Annotated in this window: 21 protein-coding genes, 3 tRNA genes and 1 pseudogene; 11 read left to right on the top strand and 14 right to left on the bottom strand. The window is 56.5% G+C overall.

Annotated elements, in window-relative coordinates:
- Nucleotides 1-53: 53 nt before the first annotated feature.
- The 7 genes from gudD to syd form a co-directional block, all read right to left on the bottom strand.
- Complete coding sequence (gene gudD / locus BFV67_RS17615; RefSeq protein ID WP_069598735.1) at nt 54-1,391, bottom strand: glucarate dehydratase; 1,338 nt, start codon at nt 1,389-1,391, stop codon at nt 54-56.
- A gap of 15 nt (nt 1,392-1,406) precedes the next feature.
- The gene (locus tag BFV67_RS17620) at nt 1,407-2,747 is read right to left on the bottom strand and encodes an enolase C-terminal domain-like protein (RefSeq protein ID WP_069598736.1); all 1,341 of its coding nucleotides are present in this window, start codon (nt 2,745-2,747) and stop codon (nt 1,407-1,409) included.
- Nucleotides 2,747-4,102: a galactarate/glucarate/glycerate transporter GudP gene (gene gudP / locus BFV67_RS17625; protein ID WP_008499635.1), complete on the bottom strand. Its 1,356-nt coding sequence runs from the start codon at nt 4,100-4,102 to the stop codon at nt 2,747-2,749. Before gudP ends, BFV67_RS17620 begins: the two co-directional genes overlap by 1 nt.
- Before the next feature lie 334 nt (nt 4,103-4,436).
- A complete protein-coding gene (locus BFV67_RS17630; protein WP_008499636.1) occupies nt 4,437-4,886 on the bottom strand; it encodes a flavodoxin in 450 nt (149 codons plus the stop codon).
- A 24-nt stretch (nt 4,887-4,910) separates the two neighbouring features.
- Nucleotides 4,911-5,687 carry a tRNA pseudouridine(65) synthase TruC gene (truC, locus tag BFV67_RS17635; protein ID WP_023344820.1) on the bottom strand — a complete coding sequence of 259 codons (777 nt, stop codon included), beginning with the start codon at nt 5,685-5,687 and terminating at the stop codon, nt 4,911-4,913.
- Nucleotides 5,684-6,013 carry a YqcC family protein gene (locus BFV67_RS17640; RefSeq protein ID WP_046091902.1) on the bottom strand — a complete coding sequence of 110 codons (330 nt, stop codon included), beginning with the start codon at nt 6,011-6,013 and terminating at the stop codon, nt 5,684-5,686. Before BFV67_RS17640 ends, truC begins: the two co-directional genes overlap by 4 nt.
- Before the next feature lie 632 nt (nt 6,014-6,645).
- Nucleotides 6,646-7,191, bottom strand: coding sequence for a SecY-interacting protein (gene syd / locus BFV67_RS17645; RefSeq protein WP_069598737.1), 546 nt, complete (start codon nt 7,189-7,191; stop codon nt 6,646-6,648).
- A gap of 69 nt (nt 7,192-7,260) precedes the next feature.
- Between syd and queF the strand changes: the two genes are divergently transcribed.
- The 5 genes from queF to xni all read left to right on the top strand — a co-directional run bounded on the left by queF (nt 7,261) and on the right by xni (nt 13,696).
- Nucleotides 7,261-8,103, top strand: a complete 843-nt coding sequence (gene queF, locus BFV67_RS17650) for an NADPH-dependent 7-cyano-7-deazaguanine reductase QueF (RefSeq protein WP_021241894.1) — start codon at nt 7,261-7,263, stop codon at nt 8,101-8,103.
- A gap of 116 nt (nt 8,104-8,219) precedes the next feature.
- On the top strand, nt 8,220-9,584 hold the full coding sequence (gene ppnN / locus BFV67_RS17655; RefSeq protein ID WP_008499641.1) for a nucleotide 5'-monophosphate nucleosidase PpnN: 1,365 nt from the start codon (nt 8,220-8,222) through the stop codon (nt 9,582-9,584).
- A 515-nt stretch (nt 9,585-10,099) separates the two neighbouring features.
- Nucleotides 10,100-11,395: an HAAAP family serine/threonine permease gene (locus tag BFV67_RS17660; protein WP_008499642.1), complete on the top strand. Its 1,296-nt coding sequence runs from the start codon at nt 10,100-10,102 to the stop codon at nt 11,393-11,395.
- Nucleotides 11,396-11,460: 65 nt separating this feature from the next.
- Nucleotides 11,461-12,828, top strand: a complete 1,368-nt coding sequence (gene sdaB, locus BFV67_RS17665) for an L-serine ammonia-lyase II (RefSeq protein WP_069598738.1) — start codon at nt 11,461-11,463, stop codon at nt 12,826-12,828.
- Between the two features lie 112 nt (nt 12,829-12,940).
- Nucleotides 12,941-13,696: a flap endonuclease Xni gene (xni, locus tag BFV67_RS17670; protein WP_021241892.1), complete on the top strand. Its 756-nt coding sequence runs from the start codon at nt 12,941-12,943 to the stop codon at nt 13,694-13,696.
- Nucleotides 13,697-13,759: 63 nt separating this feature from the next.
- Here xni and rlmM read toward each other — a convergent pair whose 3' ends face one another.
- From rlmM to BFV67_RS17690, 4 genes and pseudogenes are all read right to left on the bottom strand, one after another.
- Complete coding sequence (gene rlmM / locus BFV67_RS17675; protein ID WP_023344824.1) at nt 13,760-14,860, bottom strand: 23S rRNA (cytidine(2498)-2'-O)-methyltransferase RlmM; 1,101 nt, start codon at nt 14,858-14,860, stop codon at nt 13,760-13,762.
- A complete protein-coding gene (locus tag BFV67_RS17680; protein ID WP_008499646.1) occupies nt 14,853-15,248 on the bottom strand; it encodes a DUF423 domain-containing protein in 396 nt (131 codons plus the stop codon). Before BFV67_RS17680 ends, rlmM begins: the two co-directional genes overlap by 8 nt.
- A 39-nt stretch (nt 15,249-15,287) precedes the next feature.
- A pseudogene (gene gcvA, locus BFV67_RS17685) lies at nt 15,288-16,204 on the bottom strand (glycine cleavage system transcriptional regulator GcvA).
- Between the two features lie 349 nt (nt 16,205-16,553).
- Nucleotides 16,554-16,781 carry a YgdI/YgdR family lipoprotein gene (locus tag BFV67_RS17690; protein ID WP_008499648.1) on the bottom strand — a complete coding sequence of 76 codons (228 nt, stop codon included), beginning with the start codon at nt 16,779-16,781 and terminating at the stop codon, nt 16,554-16,556.
- A gap of 192 nt (nt 16,782-16,973) precedes the next feature.
- Here BFV67_RS17690 and csdA point away from each other — a divergent pair, with 192 nt between their 5' ends.
- Complete coding sequence (csdA, locus tag BFV67_RS17695; RefSeq protein ID WP_069598740.1) at nt 16,974-18,179, top strand: cysteine desulfurase CsdA; 1,206 nt, start codon at nt 16,974-16,976, stop codon at nt 18,177-18,179.
- Nucleotides 18,179-18,625, top strand: coding sequence for a cysteine desulfurase sulfur acceptor subunit CsdE (csdE, locus tag BFV67_RS17700; protein WP_069598741.1), 447 nt, complete (start codon nt 18,179-18,181; stop codon nt 18,623-18,625). The genes csdA and csdE overlap by 1 nt, the downstream gene beginning before the upstream one ends.
- Here csdE and tcdA read toward each other — a convergent pair.
- Together tcdA and mltA are read right to left on the bottom strand one after the other, a co-directional pair.
- Nucleotides 18,616-19,422, bottom strand: a complete 807-nt coding sequence (gene tcdA, locus BFV67_RS17705) for a tRNA cyclic N6-threonylcarbamoyladenosine(37) synthase TcdA (RefSeq protein ID WP_008499651.1) — start codon at nt 19,420-19,422, stop codon at nt 18,616-18,618. The two genes, csdE and tcdA, sit on opposite strands and share 10 nt — an antisense overlap.
- Before the next feature lie 75 nt (nt 19,423-19,497).
- Nucleotides 19,498-20,595, bottom strand: coding sequence for a murein transglycosylase A (gene mltA, locus BFV67_RS17710; RefSeq protein WP_069598742.1), 1,098 nt, complete (start codon nt 20,593-20,595; stop codon nt 19,498-19,500).
- A gap of 208 nt (nt 20,596-20,803) precedes the next feature.
- Between mltA and BFV67_RS17715 the strand changes: the two genes are divergently transcribed.
- From BFV67_RS17715 to BFV67_RS17725, 3 genes are all read left to right on the top strand, one after another.
- A tRNA-Met gene (locus BFV67_RS17715) sits at nt 20,804-20,880 on the top strand.
- A gap of 44 nt (nt 20,881-20,924) precedes the next feature.
- Nucleotides 20,925-21,001, top strand: a tRNA-Met gene (locus BFV67_RS17720).
- A gap of 44 nt (nt 21,002-21,045) precedes the next feature.
- Nucleotides 21,046-21,122, top strand: a tRNA-Met gene (locus tag BFV67_RS17725).
- An 87-nt stretch (nt 21,123-21,209) separates the two neighbouring features.
- Here BFV67_RS17725 and amiC read toward each other — a convergent pair.
- Nucleotides 21,210-22,463: an N-acetylmuramoyl-L-alanine amidase AmiC gene (gene amiC, locus BFV67_RS17730; protein ID WP_021242006.1), complete on the bottom strand. Its 1,254-nt coding sequence runs from the start codon at nt 22,461-22,463 to the stop codon at nt 21,210-21,212.
- A 227-nt stretch (nt 22,464-22,690) separates the two neighbouring features.
- Between amiC and argA the strand changes: the two genes are divergently transcribed.
- Nucleotides 22,691-24,022, top strand: a complete 1,332-nt coding sequence (argA, locus tag BFV67_RS17735) for an amino-acid N-acetyltransferase (RefSeq protein ID WP_059361441.1) — start codon at nt 22,691-22,693, stop codon at nt 24,020-24,022.
- Nucleotides 24,023-24,033: the final 11 nt, after the last annotated feature.

Here is a 24,033-nt window from a genome sequence, read left to right on the forward strand (position 1 = left end):
ACGTTAAGCATACACCACGTAAAAGACCGCTCATGGGAGCGGTCCCAATGCGTTTATCGTACCATGCACGGGCGTTTATTGTCGAATGTCCAGTCAGGGATGAGATACTGCATCGCCATCGCATCGTCGCGCGCGCCCAGACCGTGTTTCTGATACAGCTCATGGGCCTTCATGACCTGATCCATATCCAGCTCAACCCCAAGCCCCGGCGTAGAAGGCACCTGCACCATGCCACCTTTGATCTCAAACGGCTGCTTAGTAAGACGCTGATTACCTTCCTGCCAGATCCAGTGGGTGTCGATAGCAGTGATCGTGCCCGGCGCAGCGGCGGCGACGTGCGTGAACATCGCCAGCGAGATATCGAAGTGGTTGTTGGAGTGCGAACCCCAGGTCAGGCCAAACTCATGGCACATCTGCGCCACGCGAACCGACCCCTGCATCGTCCAGAAGTGCGGGTCAGCCAGCGGAATATCGACTGACTGGAGGGATAAGGTGTGTCCCATCTGACGCCAGTCGGTCGCAATCATATTGGTCGCGGTCGGCAGCCCCGTAGCGCGACGGAATTCCGCCATCACTTCACGGCCAGAGAAGCCTTGCTCAGCCCCGCACGGGTCCTCCGCGTAGGCCAGCACGCCTTTCAGCTGCTTGCCGATCGCAATCGCTTCATTGAGAGACCAGGCCCCGTTCGGATCGAGCGTCACGCGCGCCTGCGGGAAACGTTTTGCCAGCGCGGTGACGGCTTCCGCCTCTTCTTCCCCGGCCAGCACGCCGCCCTTCAGTTTGAAATCGTTGAAGCCATATTTTTCGTATGCCGCTTCCGCCAGGCGCACCACCGCATCCGGGGTCATTGCCTCGTCGTGGCGAAGCCGGTACCAGTCGCATTGTTCATCCGGCTGGCTCTGATACGGCAGTGGCGTCAGCTTGCGGTCGCCGACAAAGAACAGATAGCCCAGCATTTCCACTTCGCTACGCTGCTGCCCCTCGCCCAGCAGCGACGCAACGTTAACGCCCAGATGCTGGCCCAGCAGATCCAGCATCGCGGCTTCAATGCCTGTCACCACGTGGATAGTGGTGCGCAGATCGAAGGTCTGCAGACCCCGGCCCCCGGCATCGCGATCGGCAAAGGTGTTGCGCACGGTGTTCAGGACATTTTTGTACTCACCCAGCGTTTTGCCCACGACCAGCGGAATGGCATCTTCCAGCGTCTGGCGGATCTTCTCCCCGCCCGGAATTTCGCCCACGCCCGTATGGCCGGAATTGTCTTTGATGATGACAATATTGCGGGTAAAGAATGGCGCGTGCGCGCCGCTCAGGTTCATCAGCATGCTGTCATGGCCCGCAACCGGAACGATCTGCATGGCGGTGACGACAGGGGTCGTAAAAGTACTCATCGTGTAATCCTTTTATCAGTGACGTCCGAAAACAGGGCGCTTACGGTCAAATGTCCAGCCGGGAATAAGGTACTGCATCGGGCCCGCGTCGTTACGCGCGCCGCCCGGCAATTTTTTATACGCCTCATGGGCTTTATGGATCCGATCCCAGTCCAGCTCCACGCCCAGGCCCGGCGCATCCGGTACGGCAATCTTGCCATTGATGATTTCCAGCGGATTTTTCGTCAGGCGGGCTTCGCCTTCCTGCCAAATCCAGTGCGTGTCGATGGCGGTCGGGTTACCCGGCGCAGCGGCGCCAACGTGGGTAAACATCGCCAGCGAAATATCAAAGTGATTGTTCGAATGACAGCCCCAGGTGAGTCCCCAGTCATCGCACAGCTGCGCCACGCGGACCGCGCCTGAGAGCGTCCAGAAGTGCGGGTCCGCCAGCGGAATGTCGACGGCGTTGAGCATCACCGCATGGCCCATTTCGCGCCAGTTGGTGGCGATCATATTGGTCGCCACCGGCAGCCCGGTGGCGCGACGGAACTCGGCCATCACTTCGCGGCCCGAAAAGCCCTGTTCCGCGCCGCAGGGGTCTTCCGCATAGGTCAGGACATCGCCCAGCCCTTTGCACAGGCTAATCGCTTCATCCAGCAGCCATGCGCCGTTGGGATCGACGGTGATCCGAGCATCCGCAAAGCGTTTTTTCAGCGCCCGGACCGTTTCAATCTCCTGCTCGCCGGGCAGCACGCCGCCCTTCAGCTTGAAATCCTTAAAGCCGTAGCGATCCTGCGCCGCCTCGGCCAGCCGCACCACCGCGTCGCAGGAGAGCGCTTCCTGGTGGCGCAGGCGATACCAGTCGTGTTCGCCCGTGGATCGAGCCAGATAGGGGAGATCGGTTTTATTGCGATCGCCAATGTAGAACAGATAGCCCAGCACGGTGACCGCATCGCGCTGTTTGCCGGGCCCCAGCAGTTCGCAGGCCGGGACATTGAGCGCCTTACCCAGTAAATCAAGCAGAGCCGCTTCCAGCGCGGCGACCGCATTGACGCGCAGTTCAAACGTCCAGGCACCGTTACCGAACGTCTCAAAGTCTGCCGACTGGTTGCCCTTATGCACCCGCTGAACCACCCTGTTCAGACGGGCAATCTCCTGCCCCACCACCAGCGGAATGGCATCGACCAGCGTCTGGTAAATCACCTCTCCGCCAGGGGCCTCGCCCACGCCGGTATTCCCTGCGCTGTCTTTTAGCACGACGATATTACGGGTAAACCAGGCGTTATGCGCGCCGCCAATATTGAGCAGCATGCTGTCCTGCCCGGCCACCGGGATGACCTTCATCTCGGTGACGATAGGGCTTGATTGCGTTGTCATCAGCCACGCTCCGCAACAGGTTTAAGTTCGACGCGTTTGATATCTCCCACCAGCACCAGATAACTCAGGACCGCCACCAGCGCATGCACACCCACGTAGATTAGCGCACCGTTGAACGAGCCGGTGGTACCGACGATGTAGCCGATAGCGATGGGCGTCACAATCCCGGAGATGTTGCCGAACATGTTGAACAGACCGCCGCTCAGGCCGCTGATCTCTTTCGGGGCCGTATCCGCCATTACCGCCCAGCCCAGCGCGCCAATGCCTTTGCCGAAGAAGGCCATCGCCATAAAGCCGATAATCATCCACTCGGCATTGACGTAGTTACAGAACACCATGGTCATGGAGAGCAGCATGCCGAGCACGATGGGCGTTTTACGCGCGATGTTCAGTGAACCCGTGCGGCGCATCAGCCAGTCGGAAATCACCCCGCCGAGCACGCCCCCCACGAAGCCACAGATGGCCGGGACCGAGGCAACAAACCCCGCTTTCAGAATCGACATGCCGCGTGCCTGCACGAGGTACACCGGGAACCAGGTGATGAAAAAGTAGGTCAAGGCGTTGATACAGTACTGGCCCAGATAGATCCCGATCATCATACGCGATCCGACAAGCTGCCTGATCTGCGCCCATTTCTGGCTGAACGGCACTTTCGCCGTCGAGGATTTCTGATCCATGTTGATCAGCGCGCCGCCTTCAGCGATGTACTCCAGCTCTTTTTTGTTTACGCCAGGGTGCAGGTTGGGTTCGTGGATCACTTTCAGCCAGATAAAGCTAATGACGATCCCGAGTCCGCCCATAAAGAAGAACACGTGCGACCAGCCCACCTCATGGGTTAGCCAGCCCATAATGGGCGCAAAGATCACCGTCGCGAAGTACTGTGCGGAGTTGAAAATCGCCACCGCTGTTCCCCTCTCCTGCGCCGGGAACCAGGCCGCCACAATGCGGCTGTTGCCCGGGAAGGAAGGCGCTTCCGCTAAGCCCACCAGGAAGCGCAGCGTGAAGAGCGCGACGATAATGCCGAAGCCGCTGAAGATATCGACGAAGCCCTGCAGCAGGGTAAAGGCAGACCAGATAAAGATGGACCAGAAGTAGACCCGTTTCGAGCCAAAGCGGTCGAGCAGCCAGCCGCCAGGAATTTGCCCGATGACGTAGGCCCACGAGAAGGCGGAGAAAACGTAACCCATGCCCACGGGATCAAGGCCGATATCTTTTGCCATTTCCGAGCCGGCAATCGACAGCGTGGCGCGGTCACCATAGTTAAAGGACGTGACGATAAACAGCATCACCACTATCCAGTAGCGGGCATTGGTGCGCTTTTCAGCGCTGCTCGCTGCGTGGCTTAATGAACTCATTGTTGCACTCCTGAAACATAGCTTTCGCCTGGTTCATTCTGTACAGCACCGGTAGGGTAAGCAGAATGAGATTGGTTTTTGTCGTTTTGGTACGGCCTGAAGCCGTTTTATCGTGACCGGAAAAGTATATGAAGGAGTGCCTCTTCACCTCACCGTGCAAAAACACAGTATTAAAGGGCGTGAGGGAGGTTGTTTAGGGCATAAGCCCAGAGGAGTGGAAGGTGGTTCACGGAAATGGCGTTTGGTGCGAAGTGTAATGCCGGGTGGCGGCTACGCCTGACCCGGCCTGGAAAACCCGTAGGCCCGCGCAAGCGAAGCGCCGCCGGGCAGAGTGTTATTTAAGAAGTGAGGCCCAGTTCTCCACCCACGGGTTTGATTCGCTTTCTGGCTCCGGGTGCTCACCCGCATCAATCAGCAGCATCTCGCCGACGCGCTGGGCGCTCTGCTCCTGCAACAGCGCATCGAACTGCTTGCCGCCGCCGCAGAAGTTGGCGTAAGCGCTGTCGCCGAGGGCGATGATGCCGTAGCGAACGTCTGGCTGATAGCCAAGCTGGTCTTTAATGCCCTGGAACAGCGGCACGATGCTGTCCGGCAGATCGCCCTGCCCGGTGGTGGAGGTCACCACCAGAATGTATTTATCTTTATACTTTTCCCAGTCCGCCAGCTCCGGGTCTTCATAGACCGTGGCTTTATGGCCCTGGCTTGCCAGAATCGCCTCCGCCTCTTCCGCAACCAGCAGCGAGTTGCCGTACATTGTGCCGACAAAAATGCCTACTTCAGCCATGCTATTTTCCCATAGTGAATGCGCTTACTCTTCATCCTGAACGTTGCCCGATACAAACTCAACCCTTTCATTTTCGGGGAGTTGTCCCAGCCAGCCAAACTGTGACAGCGCCTGCATCCAGACGTCGTCCAGCCCCGCGCGGAGAGTCAGCGGCTCGCCGGTAAACGGGTGCGTCAGGCTCAGCTCGCTTGCGTGTAACATCAGACGATGGCAGCCAAAGTGTTCGGCCGCGCTGCGGTTCTGGCGCAAATCACCGTGTTTGCTGTCGCCAATAATCGGGTGGCGCAGATGCGCCAGATGGCGTCGCAGCTGGTGCTTGCGCCCGGTTTTCGGCAGAAGCTCAACCAGGCTGTAGCGTGTGGTCGGAAATTTGCTGGTGGCTACCGGCATTTCCGTGGTTGCCATGCCGCGATAATCGGTCACGGCCGGCTGCGGGCCTTTGTCATCCCGGGCAAATTTATCGCCGATTTTGTCCAGCTCCTCCACCAGCGGATAATCCAGGGTGGCGGACTCGGTCAGCCAGCCACGCACGATCGCGTGGTAGCGCTTCTGGATCTGGTGCTGTTCGAACTGCTGCGCCAGCAGACGGCCAGCTTCGCTGGAAAGCCCCATCAGCAGCACGCCGGAGGTCGGCCTGTCGAGGCGATGGGCGGTAAACACATGCTGACCAATCTGGTCGCGAACGGTCTGCATCACCACCACTTTCTCGTCGCGATCCAGCCAGCTGCGGTGCACCAGCCAGCCTGACGGTTTATTCACCGCCACCAGCCACTCGTCCTGATAGAGGATCTCAAGCGTCATGCATCTTCACCGGCAAACAGGGCATCCAGCTTTTCCAGTTCGACCAGCATGACGTCGCGCGCAGGGTGCGTCGCGTCGAGCGCCATTTCATAATAGGGAGAGACAGCAAACGCCTGCGGTAAGGGGTGCCCCCCCTCAAGCAGGGCGTGCATGCGCGGAATTAACACCCACTGCAGCCACTCGAAAGGGGCCAGCGTATCCAGGCAGAAAGGCTGGGTGCTGGTGAACGCTTCTGGCTGCGGCGCGGTCTCCTGCCACAGCTGATGTTGGCGCAAAAGGGCTTCGATGGCGTGCAACTGAGCACGAACGCTATCGTGTTGCGTCATAGTAACCTCAACTGAAAATGTGAACGGCGCGCAGCATAGCATTGCGAAAGGCAGAAATAAAAAAAGGGAGCACTGTAAAAACAGTGCTCCCGGTTCGTTCCGCAGCATTCCAGCTACAATTCGTGCTCCCTGCTCATCCGTGACAACTTTTCCTGAAGCCCGAAGGCCTGGTCATCCGTCTACCTTTCGCATCCTGCACACATCTTCCTGACGTGTTTGTTTCATCCTGAAACGTCCTGGCCTTCCTGACCCACCGACCATCCTGATCGGCTCTCGTTCTCCTTCCTGGAGGTGTCCCTTACGCATCCTGCGTTATCCACTTCGCTTCATCCAGAAGCCTTCCTGCTGCGCCATCCTGACGAGTCCTGTGTGAGAAACGCCATCATCCTGATGTTCGTTTCTCGTGTCGGCTTCCTGTCGACGGAGATAGAATCCGCTATTCCGCTTCGTCTTACAACCCACTCAGCCAGAGTTGTAAGACGCGGGGACTCCCTAAAAATAATAGGAGGAACAACTAATTCGTTGAAAAATAGAGTGATATTAATCTGAATTTAATGAGGTAATACTGAATGTTCCAGCGATCTCTCACAAACCTTGTAAGAGATCTCTCACACGCGCTGTAGCAGCATGGATTACAGAAGGGGCTCAAGTCGGGTGAGGAAATCCGCAAGAGAAGGGGCGAGAGTCTCGCGATTGCGGGTACCGATAGTCTCTTTAATCACTTCGCCTGACAGGTTACAGACGGAGATAACGTCCAGCTCGCTGTCCAGCGTGGCAATAAAGAGCGTCGGAGAAAGCTTAAGGCGCTTTTGCGTGACCAGATGACCAATCAGGTTTTCCTGAACACGCTGCAGATCGTCTTCGCTCCAGGTCTGCAACAGCGTCAGCGTCATGTCCGCAAAGCGCGCGGGCATATCCCCTGCAAACTGCGTGGCATAAAACGCATGAACCGCTGGTTGTACCACAATGTCCATTGCCCGTTCAACCGCATTTACATTCTGCTCACCGTTATTCGGCTTCGGCTGCCAGATCACGTAATCCTCAAGCGAAGAGATAATGCACGGCGAAGGGACGCCATATAAATCAGCACTTTGCGGCCACGTGCCCTGCTTTTCATGCCATACGTCGCAGTAGCGGGTCGTGAAGGTAGTGAGGGCATTTGCAGTTTCGATGTCCACCGATTTCTCTCTTCTTGTCAGACAGGATAAACTCAGGCCATAAGTGTACCTGTAAAGTGGCTATGAAACATGTCTTACGAAAATCATCAGGCGTTAACCGGCTTAACGCTGGGTAAATCGACCGATTACCGCGATACCTACGATGCAAGCCTGCTGCAGGGCGTGCCGCGTAGCCTGAACCGCGACCCTCTGGGACTGCACGCGGACGCGCTGCCGTTCGTGGGTGGCGATATCTGGACGCTGTACGAACTCTCGTGGCTCAACGCGCGCGGCCTGCCGCAGGTGGCGGTGGGACACGTTGAGCTGGACTATGCCAGCGTGAATCTCGTCGAGTCCAAAAGCTTTAAGCTCTATCTCAACAGTTTTAACCAGACCAAATTCAACAGCTGGGACGACGTTCAGCACACCCTGGAACGTGATTTAAGCGCCTGCGCGCAGGGAAAGGTGAGCGTTTCACTGTATCGCCTGCACGAGCTGGAAGGCCAGCCAGTCGCCCACTTCAACGGGACCTGCATCGACGATCAGGATATCGAGGTGGAGAATTATGAATTCAGCGCCGATTACCTCGAAAACGCGGCGAGCGGCAAGGTGGTTGAAGAGACGCTGGTGAGCCATCTGCTGAAATCCAACTGCCTGATTACCCACCAGCCGGACTGGGGCTCGGTGCAGATCCAGTACCGCGGCCCGAAAATTGATCGGGAAAAGCTGCTGCGCTATCTGGTGTCGTTCCGCCATCACAATGAATTCCACGAGCAGTGCGTGGAGCGCATCTTTAGCGATATCCAACGCTTCTGTCAGCCGGAAAAATTGAGCGTTTACGCGCGCTACACCCGCCGCGGCGGCCTGGACATCAACCCGTGGCGCACCAATACCGATTTTGTCCCGGCGACGGGCCGGCTGGTGCGTCAGTAATAAAAATATTTTCACAATATGCGCGGTATCTTCCGCGCTTTAGGTTGTGAAACGTCACGCGGCAGGGCTATTGTAATCAACAGGGAAAGACGATAATCGTCCCGTAAGGAGCTCACTTGATTACACATATTAGCCCGCTTGGCTCAATGGATATGTTGTCGCAGCTGGAAGTGGACATGCTTAAACGCACGGCCAGCAGCGATCTTTATCAACTGTTTCGTAACTGTTCACTTGCCGTTCTGAACTCCGGAAGCCTGACAGATAACAGTAAAGAACTGCTGTCCCGCTTCGAAAGCTTTGATATCAACGTGCTGCGCCGCGAGCGCGGCGTGAAGCTTGAAGTCATCAACCCGCCGGAAGAGGCGTTTGTCGACGGACGCATCATCCGTTCACTTCAGGCTAACCTGTTTGCCGTGCTGCGTGACATCCTGTTTGTTAACGGGCAGATCCACAACGCAGGCCGTTTCCAGCATCTCGACCTGGAAAGCTCGGTCCATATCACCAACCTGGTGTTCTCTATTTTGCGCAACGCCCGTGCCCTGCACGTGGGTGAAGCGCCGAACATGGTCGTCTGCTGGGGCGGTCACTCCATTAACGAAACCGAATACCTTTATGCGCGTCGGGTGGGCACCCAGCTTGGCCTGCGCGAGCTGAATATCTGTACCGGATGTGGTCCGGGTGCGATGGAAGCGCCAATGAAAGGTGCCGCAGTGGGTCACGCGCAGCAACGCTACAAAGAGGGACGGTTTATCGGCATGACCGAGCCGTCCATCATCGCCGCTGAGCCACCTAACCCGCTGGTTAACGAGCTGATTATCATGCCGGATATCGAAAAACGTCTTGAAGCGTTTGTTCGTATCGCCCACGGCATCATCATCTTCCCGGGCGGCGTGGGGACAGCGGAAGAGCTGCTCTATCTGCTGGGTATTCTGATGAACCCGGCCAACAAAGATCAGGTCCTGCCGCTGATCCTGACCGGGCCGAAAGAGAGCGCCGACTACTTCCGCGTGCTGGACGAGTTTATCGTACACACGCTGGGTGAAGCCGCGCGTCGTCACTATCGCATCATCATCGACGATGCTGCGGAAGTGGCGCGCCAGATGAAAAAAGCGATGCCGCTGGTGAAGGAGAACCGTCGCGATACCGGGGATGCCTACAGCTTTAACTGGTCAATCCGCATTGCGCCGGATCTGCAGATCCCGTTCGAGCCTTCACACGAGAACATGGCGAACCTGAAACTCTACCCGGATCAGCCGGTGGAAGTCCTGGCCGCCGATCTGCGTCGCGCCTTCTCCGGGATTGTGGCGGGCAACGTCAAAGAGGTCGGTATCCGCGCCATTGAGCAGTACGGTCCGTACAAGATCCACGGCGACCCGGAGATGATGCGCCGCATGGATGACATGCTGCAGGGCTTTGTCGCCCAGCACCGCATGAAGCTGCCGGGCTCCGCCTATATTCCTTGCTACGAAATCTGCACATAACGCTTAGCGGCATCTCATCAAAGCCGGGTCGCCCTGTCGCGCGTTCCGGCTTTTTTTATTCCTGATGTAATTCATAGGCATCACTTATATCTTTTACAAAATCGCCACAAACGCAAACGATTACCTATATCTTTCAACCGTAAATTATCAGCCTTAATCCAAATTACCTGCCAGAAAATACTAAAAACCCATTTCTTTACAGCGAAAGACACCTATATCAAGGGCCAGTCTTTCAGCGCACATGTCGTTGGTGGTAGCCTTCGCGCGCGTAAATTCTCTTTGATGTTTTTTTAACAGATAAATGGTCTAAAGATGCCCACATCATAAGTGGATTATTGCATTTGGGATCGCGATCACTGATAGATTCATAACGAGAATGTATCTTTCCGCCCGCCAATAGTTACGGGCGAAAATTATTAAAAAACCGTCACTGAACGAATTTCATATTACCGTCAGGCACTTTTTCATCGGATTTGACTAAAAACCTGACAATTTGCTTCCTCCAGGAGATACAGATGGAAACCACTCAAACCAGCACCGTTGCTTCGATTGAATCCCGAAGTGGTTGGCGCAAAACGGATACCATGTGGATGCTTGGCCTTTACGGCACGGCAATCGGCGCTGGTGTACTGTTCCTTCCTATCAACGCAGGCGTCGGCGGTCTGATTCCGCTGATCATTATGGCTATCATTGCTTTCCCGATGACCTTCTTTGCACACCGCGGTCTGACCCGCTTCGTGCTGTCCGGTAAAAACCCGGGCGAAGACATCACTGAAGTGGTTGAAGAGCATTTCGGCGTGGGCGCAGGTAAACTGATTACCCTGCTCTACTTCTTTGCGATTTACCCTATCCTGCTGGTTTACAGCGTGGCGATCACCAACACCGTTGAAAGCTTCATGCTGCACCAGCTGCACATGACGCCGCCACCGCGTGCCATCCTGTCTCTGATCCTGATTGTCGGCATGATGACCATCGTGCGCTTCGGTGAGCAGATGATTGTGAAAGCGATGAGCGTGCTGGTGTTCCCGTTTGTGGCCGCACTGATGCTGCTGGCCTGCTACCTGATCCCACAGTGGAACGGCGCAGCGCTGGAAACCCTGTCCCTGAGCAGCGCGTCTGCAACCGGTAACGGCCTGCTGATGACCCTGTGGCTGGCGATCCCGGTAATGGTCTTCTCCTTCAACCACTCCCCAATCATCTCCTCTTTCGCCGTGGCGAAACGTGAAGAGTACGGTAATGGCGCAGAGAAGAAGTGCTCCAGCATCCTGGCACGCGCTCACATCATGATGGTGCTGACCGTTATGTTCTTCGTCTTCAGCTGCGTACTGAGCCTCTCCCCGGCGGACCTGGCGGCAGCGAAAGAGCAGAACATCTCAATTCTGTCTTACCTGGCGAACCACTTTAACGCACCGCTGATTGCGTGGATGGCACCGATCATCGCGATGATCGCCATCACCAAATCCTTCCTGGGCCACTACCTCGGCGCACGTGAAGGCTTCAACGGTATGGTGATTAAATCTCTGCGCGGTAAAGGCAAGAGCATTGAAATCAACAAGCTGAACAAAATCACTGCACTGTTCATGCTGCTCACCACCTGGGCGGTAGCGACGCTGAACCCAAGCATCCTGGGCATGATTGAAACCCTGGGCGGCCCGGTCATCGCGATGATTCTGTTCCTGATGCCGATGTACGCGATTCAGAAAGTCCCGGCTATGCGTAAGTACAGCGGTCATGTCAGCAACGTCTTTGTGGTTATCATGGGGCTTATCGCTATCTCTGCGATCTTCTACTCCCTGTACACCATGTTCTGATTCTCACCCGCGCCGTCCCCGGACGGCGCACTCCCTCCTCTCTGACTGAAAGCAATGGACGCATCATGATTAGCGTATTCGATATCTTCAAAATCGGTATTGGTCCTTCCAGCTCTCACACCGTCGGACCGATGAAAGCCGGTAAGCAGTTCATGGATGACTTGATTGCACGCGGCATCCTGCACGACATCACCCGCGTGGTTGTCGATGTATACGGCTCGCTTTCCCTGACCGGGAAAGGCCACCACACCGATATCGCCATTATCATGGGCCTGGCGGGAAACCTGCCGGATACCGTTGATATTGATGCGATCCCTGGCTTTATCCAAGACGTGAACACCCACGGGCGCCTGCTGCTGGCGAACGGCGAGCATGAGGTTGAATTCCCGGTTGACCATTGCATGAATTTCCATGCGGACAACCTGTCGCTACACGAAAACGGCATGCGCATTACCGCGCTGGCCGGCGACAAAGCGGTATACAGCCAGACTTACTACTCTATCGGCGGCGGTTTTATCGTCGACGAAGACCACTTTGGTCAAACCAGTACCTCTTCTGTCGAGGTGCCGTATCCGTACAAAACGGCGGCAGACCTCCAGCGCCACTGCCAGGAGACGGGCCTTTCCCTCTCCGGTCTGATGATGAAAAACGAGCTGGCGCTGCACAGCAAAGAGGAGCTGGAACAGCACTTCGCTAACGTCTGGGAAGTGATGCGCGGCGGTATTGAGCGCGGGATCACCACCGAAGGCGTTCTGCCGGGCAAGCTTCGCGTACCGCGTCGTGCGGCAGCGCTGCGCCGTATGCTGGTGAGCACCGACAAAACGACTACGGACCCAATGGCCGTGGTGGACTGGATCAACATGTTCGCCCTGGCGGTAAACGAAGAAAATGCCGCAGGGGGCCGTGTGGTCACCGCGCCGACCAACGGTGCCTGCGGCATCGTTCCGGCCGTACTGGCGTACTACGACAAGTTTATCCGTGAAGTGAACGCGAACTCGCTGGCACGCTATCTGCTGGTCGCCAGTGCGATTGGTTCGCTGTATAAGATGAACGCCTCCATTTCCGGTGCGGAAGTGGGCTGTCAGGGTGAAGTCGGCGTGGCGTGCTCCATGGCGGCGGCAGGTCTGGCGGAGCTGTTGGGCGCAAGCCCGGCGCAGGTGTGCATCGCTGCGGAAATCGGCATGGAACACAACCTGGGGCTGACCTGCGATCCGGTTGCCGGACAGGTACAGGTTCCGTGCATCGAGCGTAACGCGATTGCCTCCGTGAAGGCGGTAAACGCGGCGCGTATGGCGCTGCGCCGCACCAGCGAACCGCGCGTCTGTCTCGATAAGGTTATCGAGACCATGTACGAAACCGGTAAAGATATGAACGCCAAATACCGCGAAACCTCTCGCGGTGGCCTGGCGATGAAGATCGTAACCTGCGATTAAGCCTCTCAGGAAGCCTCGTTTTGCGAGGCTTCTTCCTGTTTTCCCCACCATTCATAGTTTCACGCTGCTGACAGTGTTACCCTTCACGCATTAGATAGAAGGGAGATTATCTGTGGCCGTTCATTTACTTATCGTCGATGCACTTAACCTGATTCGCCGTATCCATGCGGTACAGGGGACGCCCTGTAAAGACACCTGCCTGCACGCGCTGGAACAGCTTATCCGCCACAGTGAACCCACCCATGCGGTCGCGGTTTTTGATGACGAAGCCCGCAACACGGGCTGGCGGCACCAGCGTCTGCCCGACTACAAAGCCGGACGCGCACCGATGCCGGACGATCTTCACGCCGAATTACCCATGCTGCGCGCCGCATTTGAACAGCGGGGCGTCCCCTGCTGGGGCGCACAGGGAAATGAAGCCGACGATCTCGCGGCCACCCTGGCCGTAAAGGTGGCGAGTGCCGGGCATCAGGCTACGATCGTTTCAACGGACAAAGGCTACTGCCAGCTGCTTTCCCCCACTATCCGTATTCGCGACTATTTCCAAAAACGCTGGCTGGACGCGCCGTTCATCGCCAGCGAGTTTGGCGTATCGCCTGAGCAATTGCCGGATTACTGGGGTCTGGCAGGCATCAGCAGCTCTAAAGTTCCGGGCGTGGCCGGTATTGGGCCGAAGAGCGCCGCGCAGTTGCTGACCGATTTTCAGAGTCTGGAGGGCATTTACGCCCGTCTGGACGAGGTGCCCGAAAAATGGCGCAAGAAGCTGGAGGCGCATAAAGAGATGGCGTTTATCTGCCGGGAAATCGCAACGCTACAGACGGATTTACAGCTGGACGGGAATTTACAGCAATTGCGCTTAGAACGTTAAAACGACTACAGGGTTTTTGTAGGCCCGGTAAGCGCAGCGCCACCGGGCAAAACAAAGTACGTGCTATCGCTCGTCGCGACGCCCGCCTACGGCCGCCCACCAGCGACGAATATGCACCGTCACCTCTTCGCGGTCGTGATACAGCTGACGCGCCTGGATCTCCACGTTAATCCCGTGCTCGTCCAGTTGCTCCTGAATGTAGGCCAGGTTTTGCGACACCTCCTCATAGCGCTTTTTCATCGGCAGCTTGAGGTTGAAAATGGTCTCGCGACACCAGCCGTTCACCAGCCAGGAGGCCATCAGCGCGGCCACTTTCGCCGGTTTCTCAACCATGTCGCACACCATCCATGAGATGTTGTTGCGGTTCGGGCGATAGCGGAAACCGTCTTCACGCAGCCAGGTGACCTGTCCGGTGTCCATCAGGCTTTGCGCCATTGGGCCGTTATCAACGGACGATACCCACATGTTGCGTTTCACCAGCTGATAGGTCCAGCCGCCCGGGCACGCGCCGAGATCGACAGCGTACATGCCGTTTGCCAGACGCTCATCCCACTCATCCGCCGGGATAAAGACGTGGAACGCCTCTTCCAGCTTCAGCGTAGAACGGCTTGGCGCATCGGCCGGGAAGCGCAAACGCGGGATGCCCATAAAGAAAGGAGAGTTGTTGGTGGTGTACGAGTAGCCCGTATAGCAGCAGCCCGGTGCAATAAAGAAGATATGCACCACCGGACGCTTCGGCGTTTCGTAGTTCGTCAGCACGCCCGCCTCACGCAGCGCCGCGCGCAGCGGAACGGTGAACTTACGGCAGAACTTCATCAGCTCTTTACTTTCGTTGGTATCCGCCACTTCAACGCGCAGATCGCCGCCCTTCTCCACCACGCCCTGCAGCATGCCCACGATTGGCGTGATGCGGTCTTCCGGGGGAAGGTCTTTGAGCAGCTCACCCGCGACAAACATCTGGCGCGCAAAAATCAGCGAGCTGAACGGCAGCTCGCGCGCCAGCTTATCCGCATCTTCAGGCTGATAGCATTCGAATACCACATAGCCCGCGTTTTCTTTTACGCGGGCGAAGCCGAAGATTTCGCGCTTCGCCGCTTTATCGGTAATTTCCGCGGCGCACTCTTTCTCAAACCCCGGGCGACAATATAAAACAACCTTATTCATGAACAACGCCCTTGCGTTTCAGACGGATAGCTCCGATAAACATTAATACCCAACCCGCCAGGAAGCTGACGCCACCGACAGGTGTAACAAACGCCCACAGGCGTAAATGCGAAAGTGCCAGACAGTAAAGGCTGCCGCTGAAAAGCACCGTACCCAGCGCCAGAAAGACGCTGCTCCAGTAAAACCAGATGCTGATACGGCGCTGCATCGCCACCGCCAGCCCAAAGATTGCCAGCGTATGGAACGCCTGATATTCAAGGCCGGTCTGGATCCAGCCCATCTCTACAGCGCCCAACGACTTGCTTAAGACATGTGCGCCAAAGGCGCCCAGTGCAACAAAAATAAAGCCACTCACCGCGGCAAAAATCAGCATGAATCGGCTGGTCATGTTTAAGTCCTGAATTGATGCGTGCCCGGCACACAAACGTTATTGTTCATACCTGAAGCGGAATTTTTCTTGCTCGCTTGCCGCTTTCGCCAGTATCCACTGCCGGAAGGCGGCTATTTTACCCAGTTCTGCCTGACTGTCATGACAAACCAGATAAAACGCATTCTTGCTGACCAGTACATCATTAAAAGGGCAGACCAGGCGACCTGCCTCTATTTCGGACTGCGCCATGACGTTGTTCGCCAACGCCACGCCCTGCCCGTGAATGGCAGCCTGTAACACCATCGCACTGTGGCTAAAGATGGGTCCCTGCTGCACGTTTATATGTGTAAGACCTAATTGACGGGTATAAGTTTGCCAGTCGCGTCGAGAGGCATCATGCAAAAGCGTATGCTGCGCCAGGTCAGCGGGAGACTTCAGCGCTTTGTCGCCCGTTAACAGCAGAGGGGAACAGACCGGCAGGAGATATTCTGCGTATAATTTCTCAACACGCAAGCCCGGCCAGTTACCGCGCCCATAAAAAATCGCGACGTCCACGTCATCGGCCAGCTTGTCTTCCTGACGATCCACGGCCTGGATTCGAACGTCTATCCCCGGATAAGCTGAGTTAAAGCTTGAGAGTCTTGGCACCAGCCACTGAATGGCAAAACTGGGCAATAAACTGACAGTCAGAGCACCTTTTGCACTGCGGGCCTGTAGCTTACGCGTGGCTTCAGTAAGCTGCGAAAAAATCTCTTTAATATCCTGAAAATAGCTCTGCCCCTCTTCGGTCAACAGCAACGAGCGGTTGCGTCGACGAAACAGCTTAAGGCCCAGAAAATCCTCCAGAGACTTGATTTGGTGACTTACTGCGGCCTGTGTCACAAAAAGCTCATCGGCTGCGCGGGTGAAGCTCAGGTGACGTGCTGCTGCATCAAAAACACGTAATGCGTTGAGGGGGGCAATCGCTTTGACATGGTTATATGGCTTAGATGTTAAAGGAATTTAACAAATAGGAAACAACGTTTAACCTATTAGTTTTTTTTATCTGAGCCATTATAATTTGTCCGTTGAGGAACTACCAGCAAATACCTATAGTGGCGGCACTTCCTGAGCCGGAACGAAGAGCTTTTTTCGGAATGCGTGTTCTGAAGGGCTTTTGGCTTACGGTTGTGATGTTGTGTTGTTGTGTTTGCAATTGGTCTGCGATTCAGACCACGGTAGCAACGCTACCAATTTTTCACTTCCTGTACATTTACCCTGTCTGTCCATAGTGATTAATGTAGCACCGCCAACTTGCGGTGCTTTTTTTTCGCCTGCGATCGGTTAATGCTCGATCTCTTTCATCTCTTTCACGTCCGTGCGGTTGATCTGCTGCTTGTTCCCGTTAGCATCTTTGTACGAAATCATCCCGGTATCGTTATCGGTTGTCGGTTTCCCTTCCGAAACGATGGAACGACCATCGTTGGTGTGCATCACGTAGTTGTTACCGGAACAGGCGCTCAGGGCAAAAGTAAACGCACAGGCAGAGATGATTGCAGCTGTCTTATTCATGATTATTCTCCTTTAGCAATTAATGCTATTCAAACCTCGATTTATAACAGGCTAAAACATCCGCCTAACACTATTTAGCATAACCTGCTTTTTTGGGGTCATGAGGATAAGCAGACAATTCTGATAGATATCAACCTCCTTGCCCTGCCGCGGAAATTGCGCGACGATCGTGATATTGAAATGAGGAATCCCATGAACGCTTTCAGTCCTGCGCAGTTCCGCGCACAGTTTCCGGCGCTGGCCGATGCCGGTATTTATCTGGACAGTGCCGCCACCGCCCTTAAGCCACAGGCGGTCATTGACGCCACGCAGCAGTTTTACAGCCTGAGCGCCGGGAACGTGCATCGCAGCCAGTTTGCCGAGGCGCAGCGATTAACCGCGCGCTACGAATCCGCACGCGATCGCGTGGCGCACCTGATCAATGCCGAAAGCGGGAAAAATATCGTCTGGACGCGCGGCACCACCGAGGCCATCAATATGGTGGCCCAGTGCTACGCGCGCCCGCTGCTTCAGCCGGGCGATGAGATCGTCGTCAGCGAGGCGGAACATCACGCCAACCTGGTGCCGTGGCTGATGGTGGCCGAACAAACGGGTGCACGCGTGGTGAAGCTTCCGCTGGGCGCAGACCTTCTGCCCGATGTGGCCCGTCTCCCCGAGTTGATTACCCCTCGCAGCCGCATTCTGGCGCTTGGACAGATGTCTAACGTCACCGGTGGTTGCCCGGACCTGGCTCAGGCGATTCGCATCGCGCATGCCAACGGTATGGTGGTGATGGTTGACGGTGCGCAGGGCGTGGTGCATTTCCCCGCCGACGTGCAGGCGCTGGATATCGACTTCTATGCCTTCTCAGGACATAAGCTCTACGGGCCAACCGGTATTGGGGTGTTGTACGGCAAGCCGGAACTTCTGGCAAAAATGACCCCGTGGCTCGGGGGCGGTAAGATGATCGCTGAAGTGTCGTTCGATGGCTTCAAAACGCAGGATGTTCCCTATCGCCTGGAGGCCGGTACGCCGAACGTGGCGGGTGTGATTGGCCTAAGCGCGGCGCTGGAGTGGCTGGCAGAAACAGACGTTGTGCAGGCTGAAAGCTGGAGCCGGGGGCTGGCGACGCTGGCAGAGGAAGAACTGAAAAAGCGCCCGGGTTTCCGCTCGTTCCGCGTTCAGGACTCAAGCCTGCTCGCCTTTGATTTTGTGGGCGTGCATCACAGCGACATGGTGACGCTGCTGGCGGGGTATGGCATCGCCCTGCGCGCCGGGCAGCACTGCGCGCAGCCGCTGCTGGCGGCGCTCGGCGTGAGCGGCACGCTGCGCGCCTCGTTCGCGCCCTATAACACACAAAGCGATGTTGACGCGCTGGTCGCTGCCGTTGACCGCGCGCTTGAAATACTGGTGGATTAATGACTCACGCTGCTTTAGCCGGACATCCGTTTGGCACCGTCATCACTGAAGAGACGTTAAAACAGACCTTTGCCCCGCTTTCACAGTGGGAAGATAAATATCGCCAGCTGATTCTTCTCGGTAAGCAGTTACCGACCCTCTCTGACGATCTCAAGGCGCAGGCGAAAGAGATTGCAGGCTGTGAAAATCGCGTCTGGCTGGGCGTGAGCGTTTCCGGTGAGAAGCTGCACTTCTTCGGCGACAGCGAAGGCCGCATCGTCCGGGGCCTGTTGGCCGTATTGTTGACCGCAGTGGAAGGGAAAAGCGCGGCGGAACTGCTGGCGCATTCGCCGCTGGGGTTATTTGATGAGCTGGGGCTGCGCGCGCAGCTCAGCGCCTCGCGCGGTCAGGGGTTGATCGCACTCAACGAGGCGGTACTGGACGCCGCTCGTCAGGCTCAGGCCTGACGTTCCGCCTTCGCCATCATCTTCTTCAGGGCGTGAGACACCGCCACAAAGCCGAAGGAAGCGGTCACCATGGTGGCCGCGCCAAAGCCTGAGGCGCAATCCATTCTTTTTGGCCCTTCCGCCGTGCTTTTCATCGCACACACGGAACCATCGGCCTGCGGGTAGACCAGCGCTTCGGTCGAGAACACGCAGTCTACGCCCAGCTTGCCCTTGCTGTTCTTCACCACGTTGAAGTCGCTCTTCAGGCGTTCACGCAGCTTGGCGGCCAGTGGATCCTGAATGGTTTTCGCCAGATCGGCCACCTGAATCTGCGTAGGGTCGATTTGCCCGCCCGCGCCGCCGGTCGTCACCAGGGGAACCTTGTAACGACGACAGTAGGCGATCAGCGCCGCTTTTGGACGCACGCTGTCGATGGCGTCAATCACATAGCTGTAGCCTTTGCTCATGTATTCGGCGACGTTATCTGCCGTCACAAAATCATCAATCACCGTGACCCGACATTCCGGGTTAATCAGGCGGATACGTTCCGCCATGACCTCCGATTTTGCCAGGCCGACGCTATCACGCAGGGCGTGAATTTGACGGTTGGTGTTGGTGACGCACACGTCATCCATATCAATCAGCGTGATTGCGCCAATACCGGTTCTCGCCAGCGCTTCTGCGGCCCACGACCCCACACCACCAATGCCCACGACGCAGACGTGCGCATCCGCAAACAGCTGCAGGGCTTTTTCACCATAGAGACGTGCCGTGCCGCCAAAACGCTGGCGCCAGGCATCGCTGATTACCACAGACATAACACCTCAGATGTAAAAAGGGTGAGGTTCTCCTCACCCTGAACAGTAATCCGTATTGCGCTCAGAATACCACAATCAGCCGCTGAATACGTTTCCGGCACCCGGTGCCGCCTTAAGCACCCACACGCGTCCGTAGTGGTTATACCAGCCTGCGCGGTGGCCTGCATCCGGGCCAATGCCCTGATAGATATCGAAGTGCTGCCCTTTGATCGCGCCGCCAACGTCCAGCGCCACCATCAGACGCAGCTCATACTGGCCGTTGAACTTGCCGTTGTTGTCCAGTAACGGGACCTCAGCCAGCAGCGTGGTGCCCGCAGGAATAATCGAACGATCCGATGCCACCGACGCACGGCCAATCAGCGGTACCGAGCTCGCCCCTTTCACCGGCGCGAAGTTTTGCGGTTTAAAGAAGACAAACGACGGGTTCTGCTCCAGCAGCTCACGCACCTCGGCTTCGCTGTGCTTTTCGCCCCACTCGCGGATCGCCTGCATCGACATGTCTTCTTTCTTCACTTCGCCGCGGTCGATCAGCACCTTGCCAATACTGCGATAGGCGTGGCCGTTTTTACCGGAATAGCTGAAGAAGTTAAGCGGCGAGCCGTCGCCAAAATCAATATAGCCGCTGCCCTGAACGTCCATGATGAAGTTGTCCATCAGGGAGTTGCTGTAAGCAAGAACGTAGTTTTCGCTTAGCGCACCGGCGTAGATCTCAGCGCGCGACGGCAGACGGCCGCGTTTTGGCGGCATACGGTAGATAGGGTACTGGAACTCTCCCTGACGCGTGTGTCGCGCCTGGATAACCGGGGTGTAGTAGCCGGTAAACTGAACGTTGCCGTAGTTATCGGCCCCTTCCATCTGCCAGGCGTCGATACCAAACTGGCGCATGTTGCGCGTATCGCCGCCCGCGCGCAGCCAGTCCTGCACCGCGCTATAAACGTTGTTCTGTGCGCTGTACAGACGCGGTGACGCGTTGCGGATCTGGTAGACCTGCTCGGAGAAATCACCGGCATTGATCGGTGCGCCGACCGCATCAGGCTGATTAACTAAAGAGAAAGGCTGGGATAACTTCCCGTCTTTATACTGTTGACCGCGATCGGTCGGTTTGGAAGAACAGGCCGCAAGAATCGCTACCATTGCGCCCGCCATCAGATACTTCGCCCAACGTCCTTTCATTCTGTCTCGTCTTTAAGTTGCCCATTTCCGCGTGATGAAGATAACAAACCGCCAGGGCTAATGAAATGCGATCGCATGCCCTTTGGCAAATTTTGCGCAAAAAATAGTCCAAACCGCGCCATGTCGTTCAATTTGCATACAAAATCATGATAAATGTGAAAAAGGGGTTGCATCACAAGTCTATCCGAGTATAGTGCGCATCCACGGACGCGGGGTGGAGCAGCCTGGTAGCTCGTCGGGCTCATAACCCGAAGGTCGTCGGTTCAAATCCGGCCCCCGCAACCAATTAAAATTTGATGAAGTATCTTCTACGACTGTAGAAAGACGGACGCGGGGTGGAGCAGCCTGGTAGCTCGTCGGGCTCATAACCCGAAGGTCGTCGGTTCAAATCCGGCCCCCGCAACCAATCAAATTTGAAGAAGTAAGTTTCTGCGAGAGTAGAAAGACGGACGCGGGGTGGAGCAGCCTGGTAGCTCGTCGGGCTCATAACCCGAAGGTCGTCGGTTCAAATCCGGCCCCCGCAACCAACACTTCTAAAACAATAAACACCCTTAAGGGTGTTTTTTTGTATCTGTCGTTTGTGAATTTGCCGGGCATAAACCCGGCCAAAAGATCTACCCGCGCCGCGCCAGCGTCGCCCCGTCAGAGAAATACGCACGAATCCCTGCCAGAATCGACTCCGCCACTTCCTGCTGGAATTTTGCCGTCTTGAGCTTACGCTCCTCTTCCACGTTACTGATAAACGCGGTTTCAACCAGGATGGACGGGATATCCGGCGCCTTGAGTACCGCAAACCCGGCCTGTTCAACGCTGTTCTTGTGCAGCTTATTGATGTTGCCCAGCTTGCCCAGCACCGCTTTACCAAACTTCAGGCTGTCGTTAATGGTCAGCGACTGCACCATGTCGAACATGGTGTGGTCGACGTAGCGGTCGCCGCTTTTGCTCACGCCACCGATGAGGTCTGAGGCGTTCTGGGTATCCGCCAGGTATCTTGCTGCGGTACTGGTCGCGCCTTTGGTTGAGAGCGCAAACACCGACGAGCCGCTTGGCTGACGGCTGGTAAACGCATCCGCATGGATCGAGACGAACAAATCTGCGCGCTGCTTCTGCGCTTTCGCCACCCTGACCTTCAGCGGAATAAAGACGTCTTCATTACGCGTCATATAGGCGCGCATGTTGCCTTCTTTATCAATCAGCGCCTTCAGACGACGGGCAATTTGCAGAACCACGTCTTTTTCACGCGTGCGGTATTTCCCCACCGCACCGGAGTCTTCGCCGCCGTGGCCTGGATCAAGCATGATCACAATCGGACGATCGCGCCCTGCTTTCCCCGGCTGCGGACCGCTTTGCGCCGGCGGAACCTGACGCTGCAGATCGCCTTTGTTGTAATCTTCCAGCAGGGCAAGAAGCGGATCCTGAATATCCGTCGCATTGGCCGGATAGAGATCCATGACCAGGCGCTCTTTGAACGTGGCGACAGGCGCCAGGGCAAACAGCTGCGGCTTCACGTTCTGCTTCAGTTCAAACACCATGCGCACGGTTTGCGGATCGAACTGCCCGACGCGCGCCGATTTAATAAACGGATCGTCGCCGCGGATCTGCGCCGCCATCCCTTTCAGCACGGAGTTGAGGTTAACGCCTTCGAGATCCACCACCACACGTTCCGGGTTGCTGAGGGCAAATTGCTTATATTTCAGCACGCGATTGGATTCGACCGTCACGCGCGTATAGGTCGACGATGGCCAGACGCGCACCGCCACGACCTGACTGGTGGCGGCAAGACCGACCTGACTGACGCTAAGCAACCACATTGCCCCGGCCCCTTTTAACAAACGGCGGCGGCTTATTGCTGAATTGGATCCCGACATGCTTCTCCCGAGCAAGAACACTGACTGATATACAAAATGTCCAGATTGACCGAAAACTTTAACGAATGACGCATAAACTGTCATCTATAAAAGGGTAAACAATCATACGCTAACGCACGGATTACTTATCATTTTCTGTGGGTCGCGGAAAATTTGCGCTTGCACACGCGGCCACAATCGAATAAAAATACAGAAATTACGAATAAACATTCATTAAGGGTTGTGCCATGGTGAAGGAACGTAGAACCGAACTGGTCCAGGGATTCCGCCATTCTGTTCCCTATATCAACGCCCATCGGGGAAAAACGTTTGTCATCATGCTTGGCGGCGAAGCCATTGAGCATGAAAATTTTTCCAGCATCGTCAATGACATTGGCCTGCTGCACAGCCTGGGGATCCGCCTGGTGGTGGTCTATGGCGCGCGCCCGCAGATCGACGCCAACCTGGCCGCTCACCAGCACGAGCCGATTTACCACAAGCATACCCGCGTCACCGATGCCAAAACCCTTGAGTTGGTGAAGCAGGCGGCAGGTCTGCTGCAGTTGGATATCACCGCTCGCCTGTCCATGAGCCTGAACAACACGCCGCTGCAGGGCGCGCATATCAACGTCGTGAGCGGCAACTTCATCATTGCCCAGCCGCTCGGCGTGGACGATGGCGTGGATTACTGCCACAGCGGCCGCATTCGTCGTATTGATGAAGAAGCCATTCACCGCCAGCTGGACAGCGGCGCCATCGTCCTGATGGGCCCGGTCGCCGTTTCGGTGACCGGCGAAAGCTTCAACCTCACTTCAGAAGAGATCGCCACGCAGCTGGCGATCAAGCTGAAGGCGGAAAAAATGATTGGGTTCTGCTCCTCTCAGGGCGTCGTGAATGATGAAGGAACGATCGTGCCGGAACTCTTCCCGAATGAAGCCCAGGCCCGCGTGGAAGCGCTGGAAGCCGAAGGCGATTATCACTCCGGCACGGTCCGCTTCCTGCGTGGCGCCGTGAAGGCCTGCCGCAGCGGCGTGCGTCGTAGCCACCTGATCAGCTATCAGGAAGACGGCGCCCTGCTGCAGGAGCTGTTCTCCCGCGACGGTATTGGTACGCAGATTGTCATGGAGAGTGCGGAGCAGATCCGCCGCGCCACCATTAACGACATCGGCGGTATTCTGGAGCTGATCCGCCCGCTGGAACAGCAGGGTATTCTGGTGCGTCGTTCACGCGAGCAGCTGGAGATGGAGATCGACAAATTCACCATTATTCAGCGCGATAACCTGACCATCGCCTGCGCCGCGCTCTATCCGTTCCCGGAAGAGAAGATCGGTGAAATGGCCTGCGTGGCGGTGCATCCTGATTACCGCAGCTCTTCACGCGGTGAAATGCTGCTTGAGCGCGTGGCGGCACAGGCGCGCCAGATGGGGCTGAGCAAGCTGTTCGTCCTGACGACGCGCAGCATTCACTGGTTCCAGGAGCGCGGTTTCACGCCGGTGGATATCGATTCTCTGCCGGAAACGAAGAAAGAGATGTACAACTATCAGCGCCGTTCAAAAGTGCTGATGGCGGACCTGGGATGATACGACGCCCT

This window comes from Enterobacter roggenkampii (assembly GCF_001729805.1).
GTDB classification, from domain to species: Bacteria; Pseudomonadota; Gammaproteobacteria; order Enterobacterales; family Enterobacteriaceae; genus Enterobacter; species Enterobacter roggenkampii.

Coding starts and splice junctions, on each gene's coding strand:
- gudD (WP_069598735.1), bottom strand. CDS start 1,391: ATGAGTACTTTTACGACCCCTGTCGTCACCGCCATGCAGATCGTTCCG.
- BFV67_RS17620 (WP_069598736.1), bottom strand. CDS start 2,747: ATGACAACGCAATCAAGCCCTATCGTCACCGAGATGAAGGTCATCCCG.
- gudP (WP_008499635.1), bottom strand. CDS start 4,102: ATGAGTTCATTAAGCCACGCAGCGAGCAGCGCTGAAAAGCGCACCAAT.
- BFV67_RS17630 (WP_008499636.1), bottom strand. CDS start 4,886: ATGGCTGAAGTAGGCATTTTTGTCGGCACAATGTACGGCAACTCGCTG.
- truC (WP_023344820.1), bottom strand. CDS start 5,687: ATGACGCTTGAGATCCTCTATCAGGACGAGTGGCTGGTGGCGGTGAAT.
- BFV67_RS17640 (WP_046091902.1), bottom strand. CDS start 6,013: ATGACGCAACACGATAGCGTTCGTGCTCAGTTGCACGCCATCGAAGCC.
- queF (WP_021241894.1), top strand. CDS start 7,261: ATGTCTTACGAAAATCATCAGGCGTTAACCGGCTTAACGCTGGGTAAA.
- BFV67_RS17660 (WP_008499642.1), top strand. CDS start 10,100: ATGGAAACCACTCAAACCAGCACCGTTGCTTCGATTGAATCCCGAAGT.
- sdaB (WP_069598738.1), top strand. CDS start 11,461: ATGATTAGCGTATTCGATATCTTCAAAATCGGTATTGGTCCTTCCAGC.
- rlmM (WP_023344824.1), bottom strand. CDS start 14,860: ATGAATAAGGTTGTTTTATATTGTCGCCCGGGGTTTGAGAAAGAGTGC.
- BFV67_RS17680 (WP_008499646.1), bottom strand. CDS start 15,248: ATGACCAGCCGATTCATGCTGATTTTTGCCGCGGTGAGTGGCTTTATT.
- BFV67_RS17690 (WP_008499648.1), bottom strand. CDS start 16,781: ATGAATAAGACAGCTGCAATCATCTCTGCCTGTGCGTTTACTTTTGCC.
- csdA (WP_069598740.1), top strand. CDS start 16,974: ATGAACGCTTTCAGTCCTGCGCAGTTCCGCGCACAGTTTCCGGCGCTG.
- csdE (WP_069598741.1), top strand. CDS start 18,179: ATGACTCACGCTGCTTTAGCCGGACATCCGTTTGGCACCGTCATCACT.
- tcdA (WP_008499651.1), bottom strand. CDS start 19,422: ATGTCTGTGGTAATCAGCGATGCCTGGCGCCAGCGTTTTGGCGGCACG.
- mltA (WP_069598742.1), bottom strand. CDS start 20,595: ATGAAAGGACGTTGGGCGAAGTATCTGATGGCGGGCGCAATGGTAGCG.
- amiC (WP_021242006.1), bottom strand. CDS start 22,463: ATGTCGGGATCCAATTCAGCAATAAGCCGCCGCCGTTTGTTAAAAGGG.
- argA (WP_059361441.1), top strand. CDS start 22,691: ATGGTGAAGGAACGTAGAACCGAACTGGTCCAGGGATTCCGCCATTCT.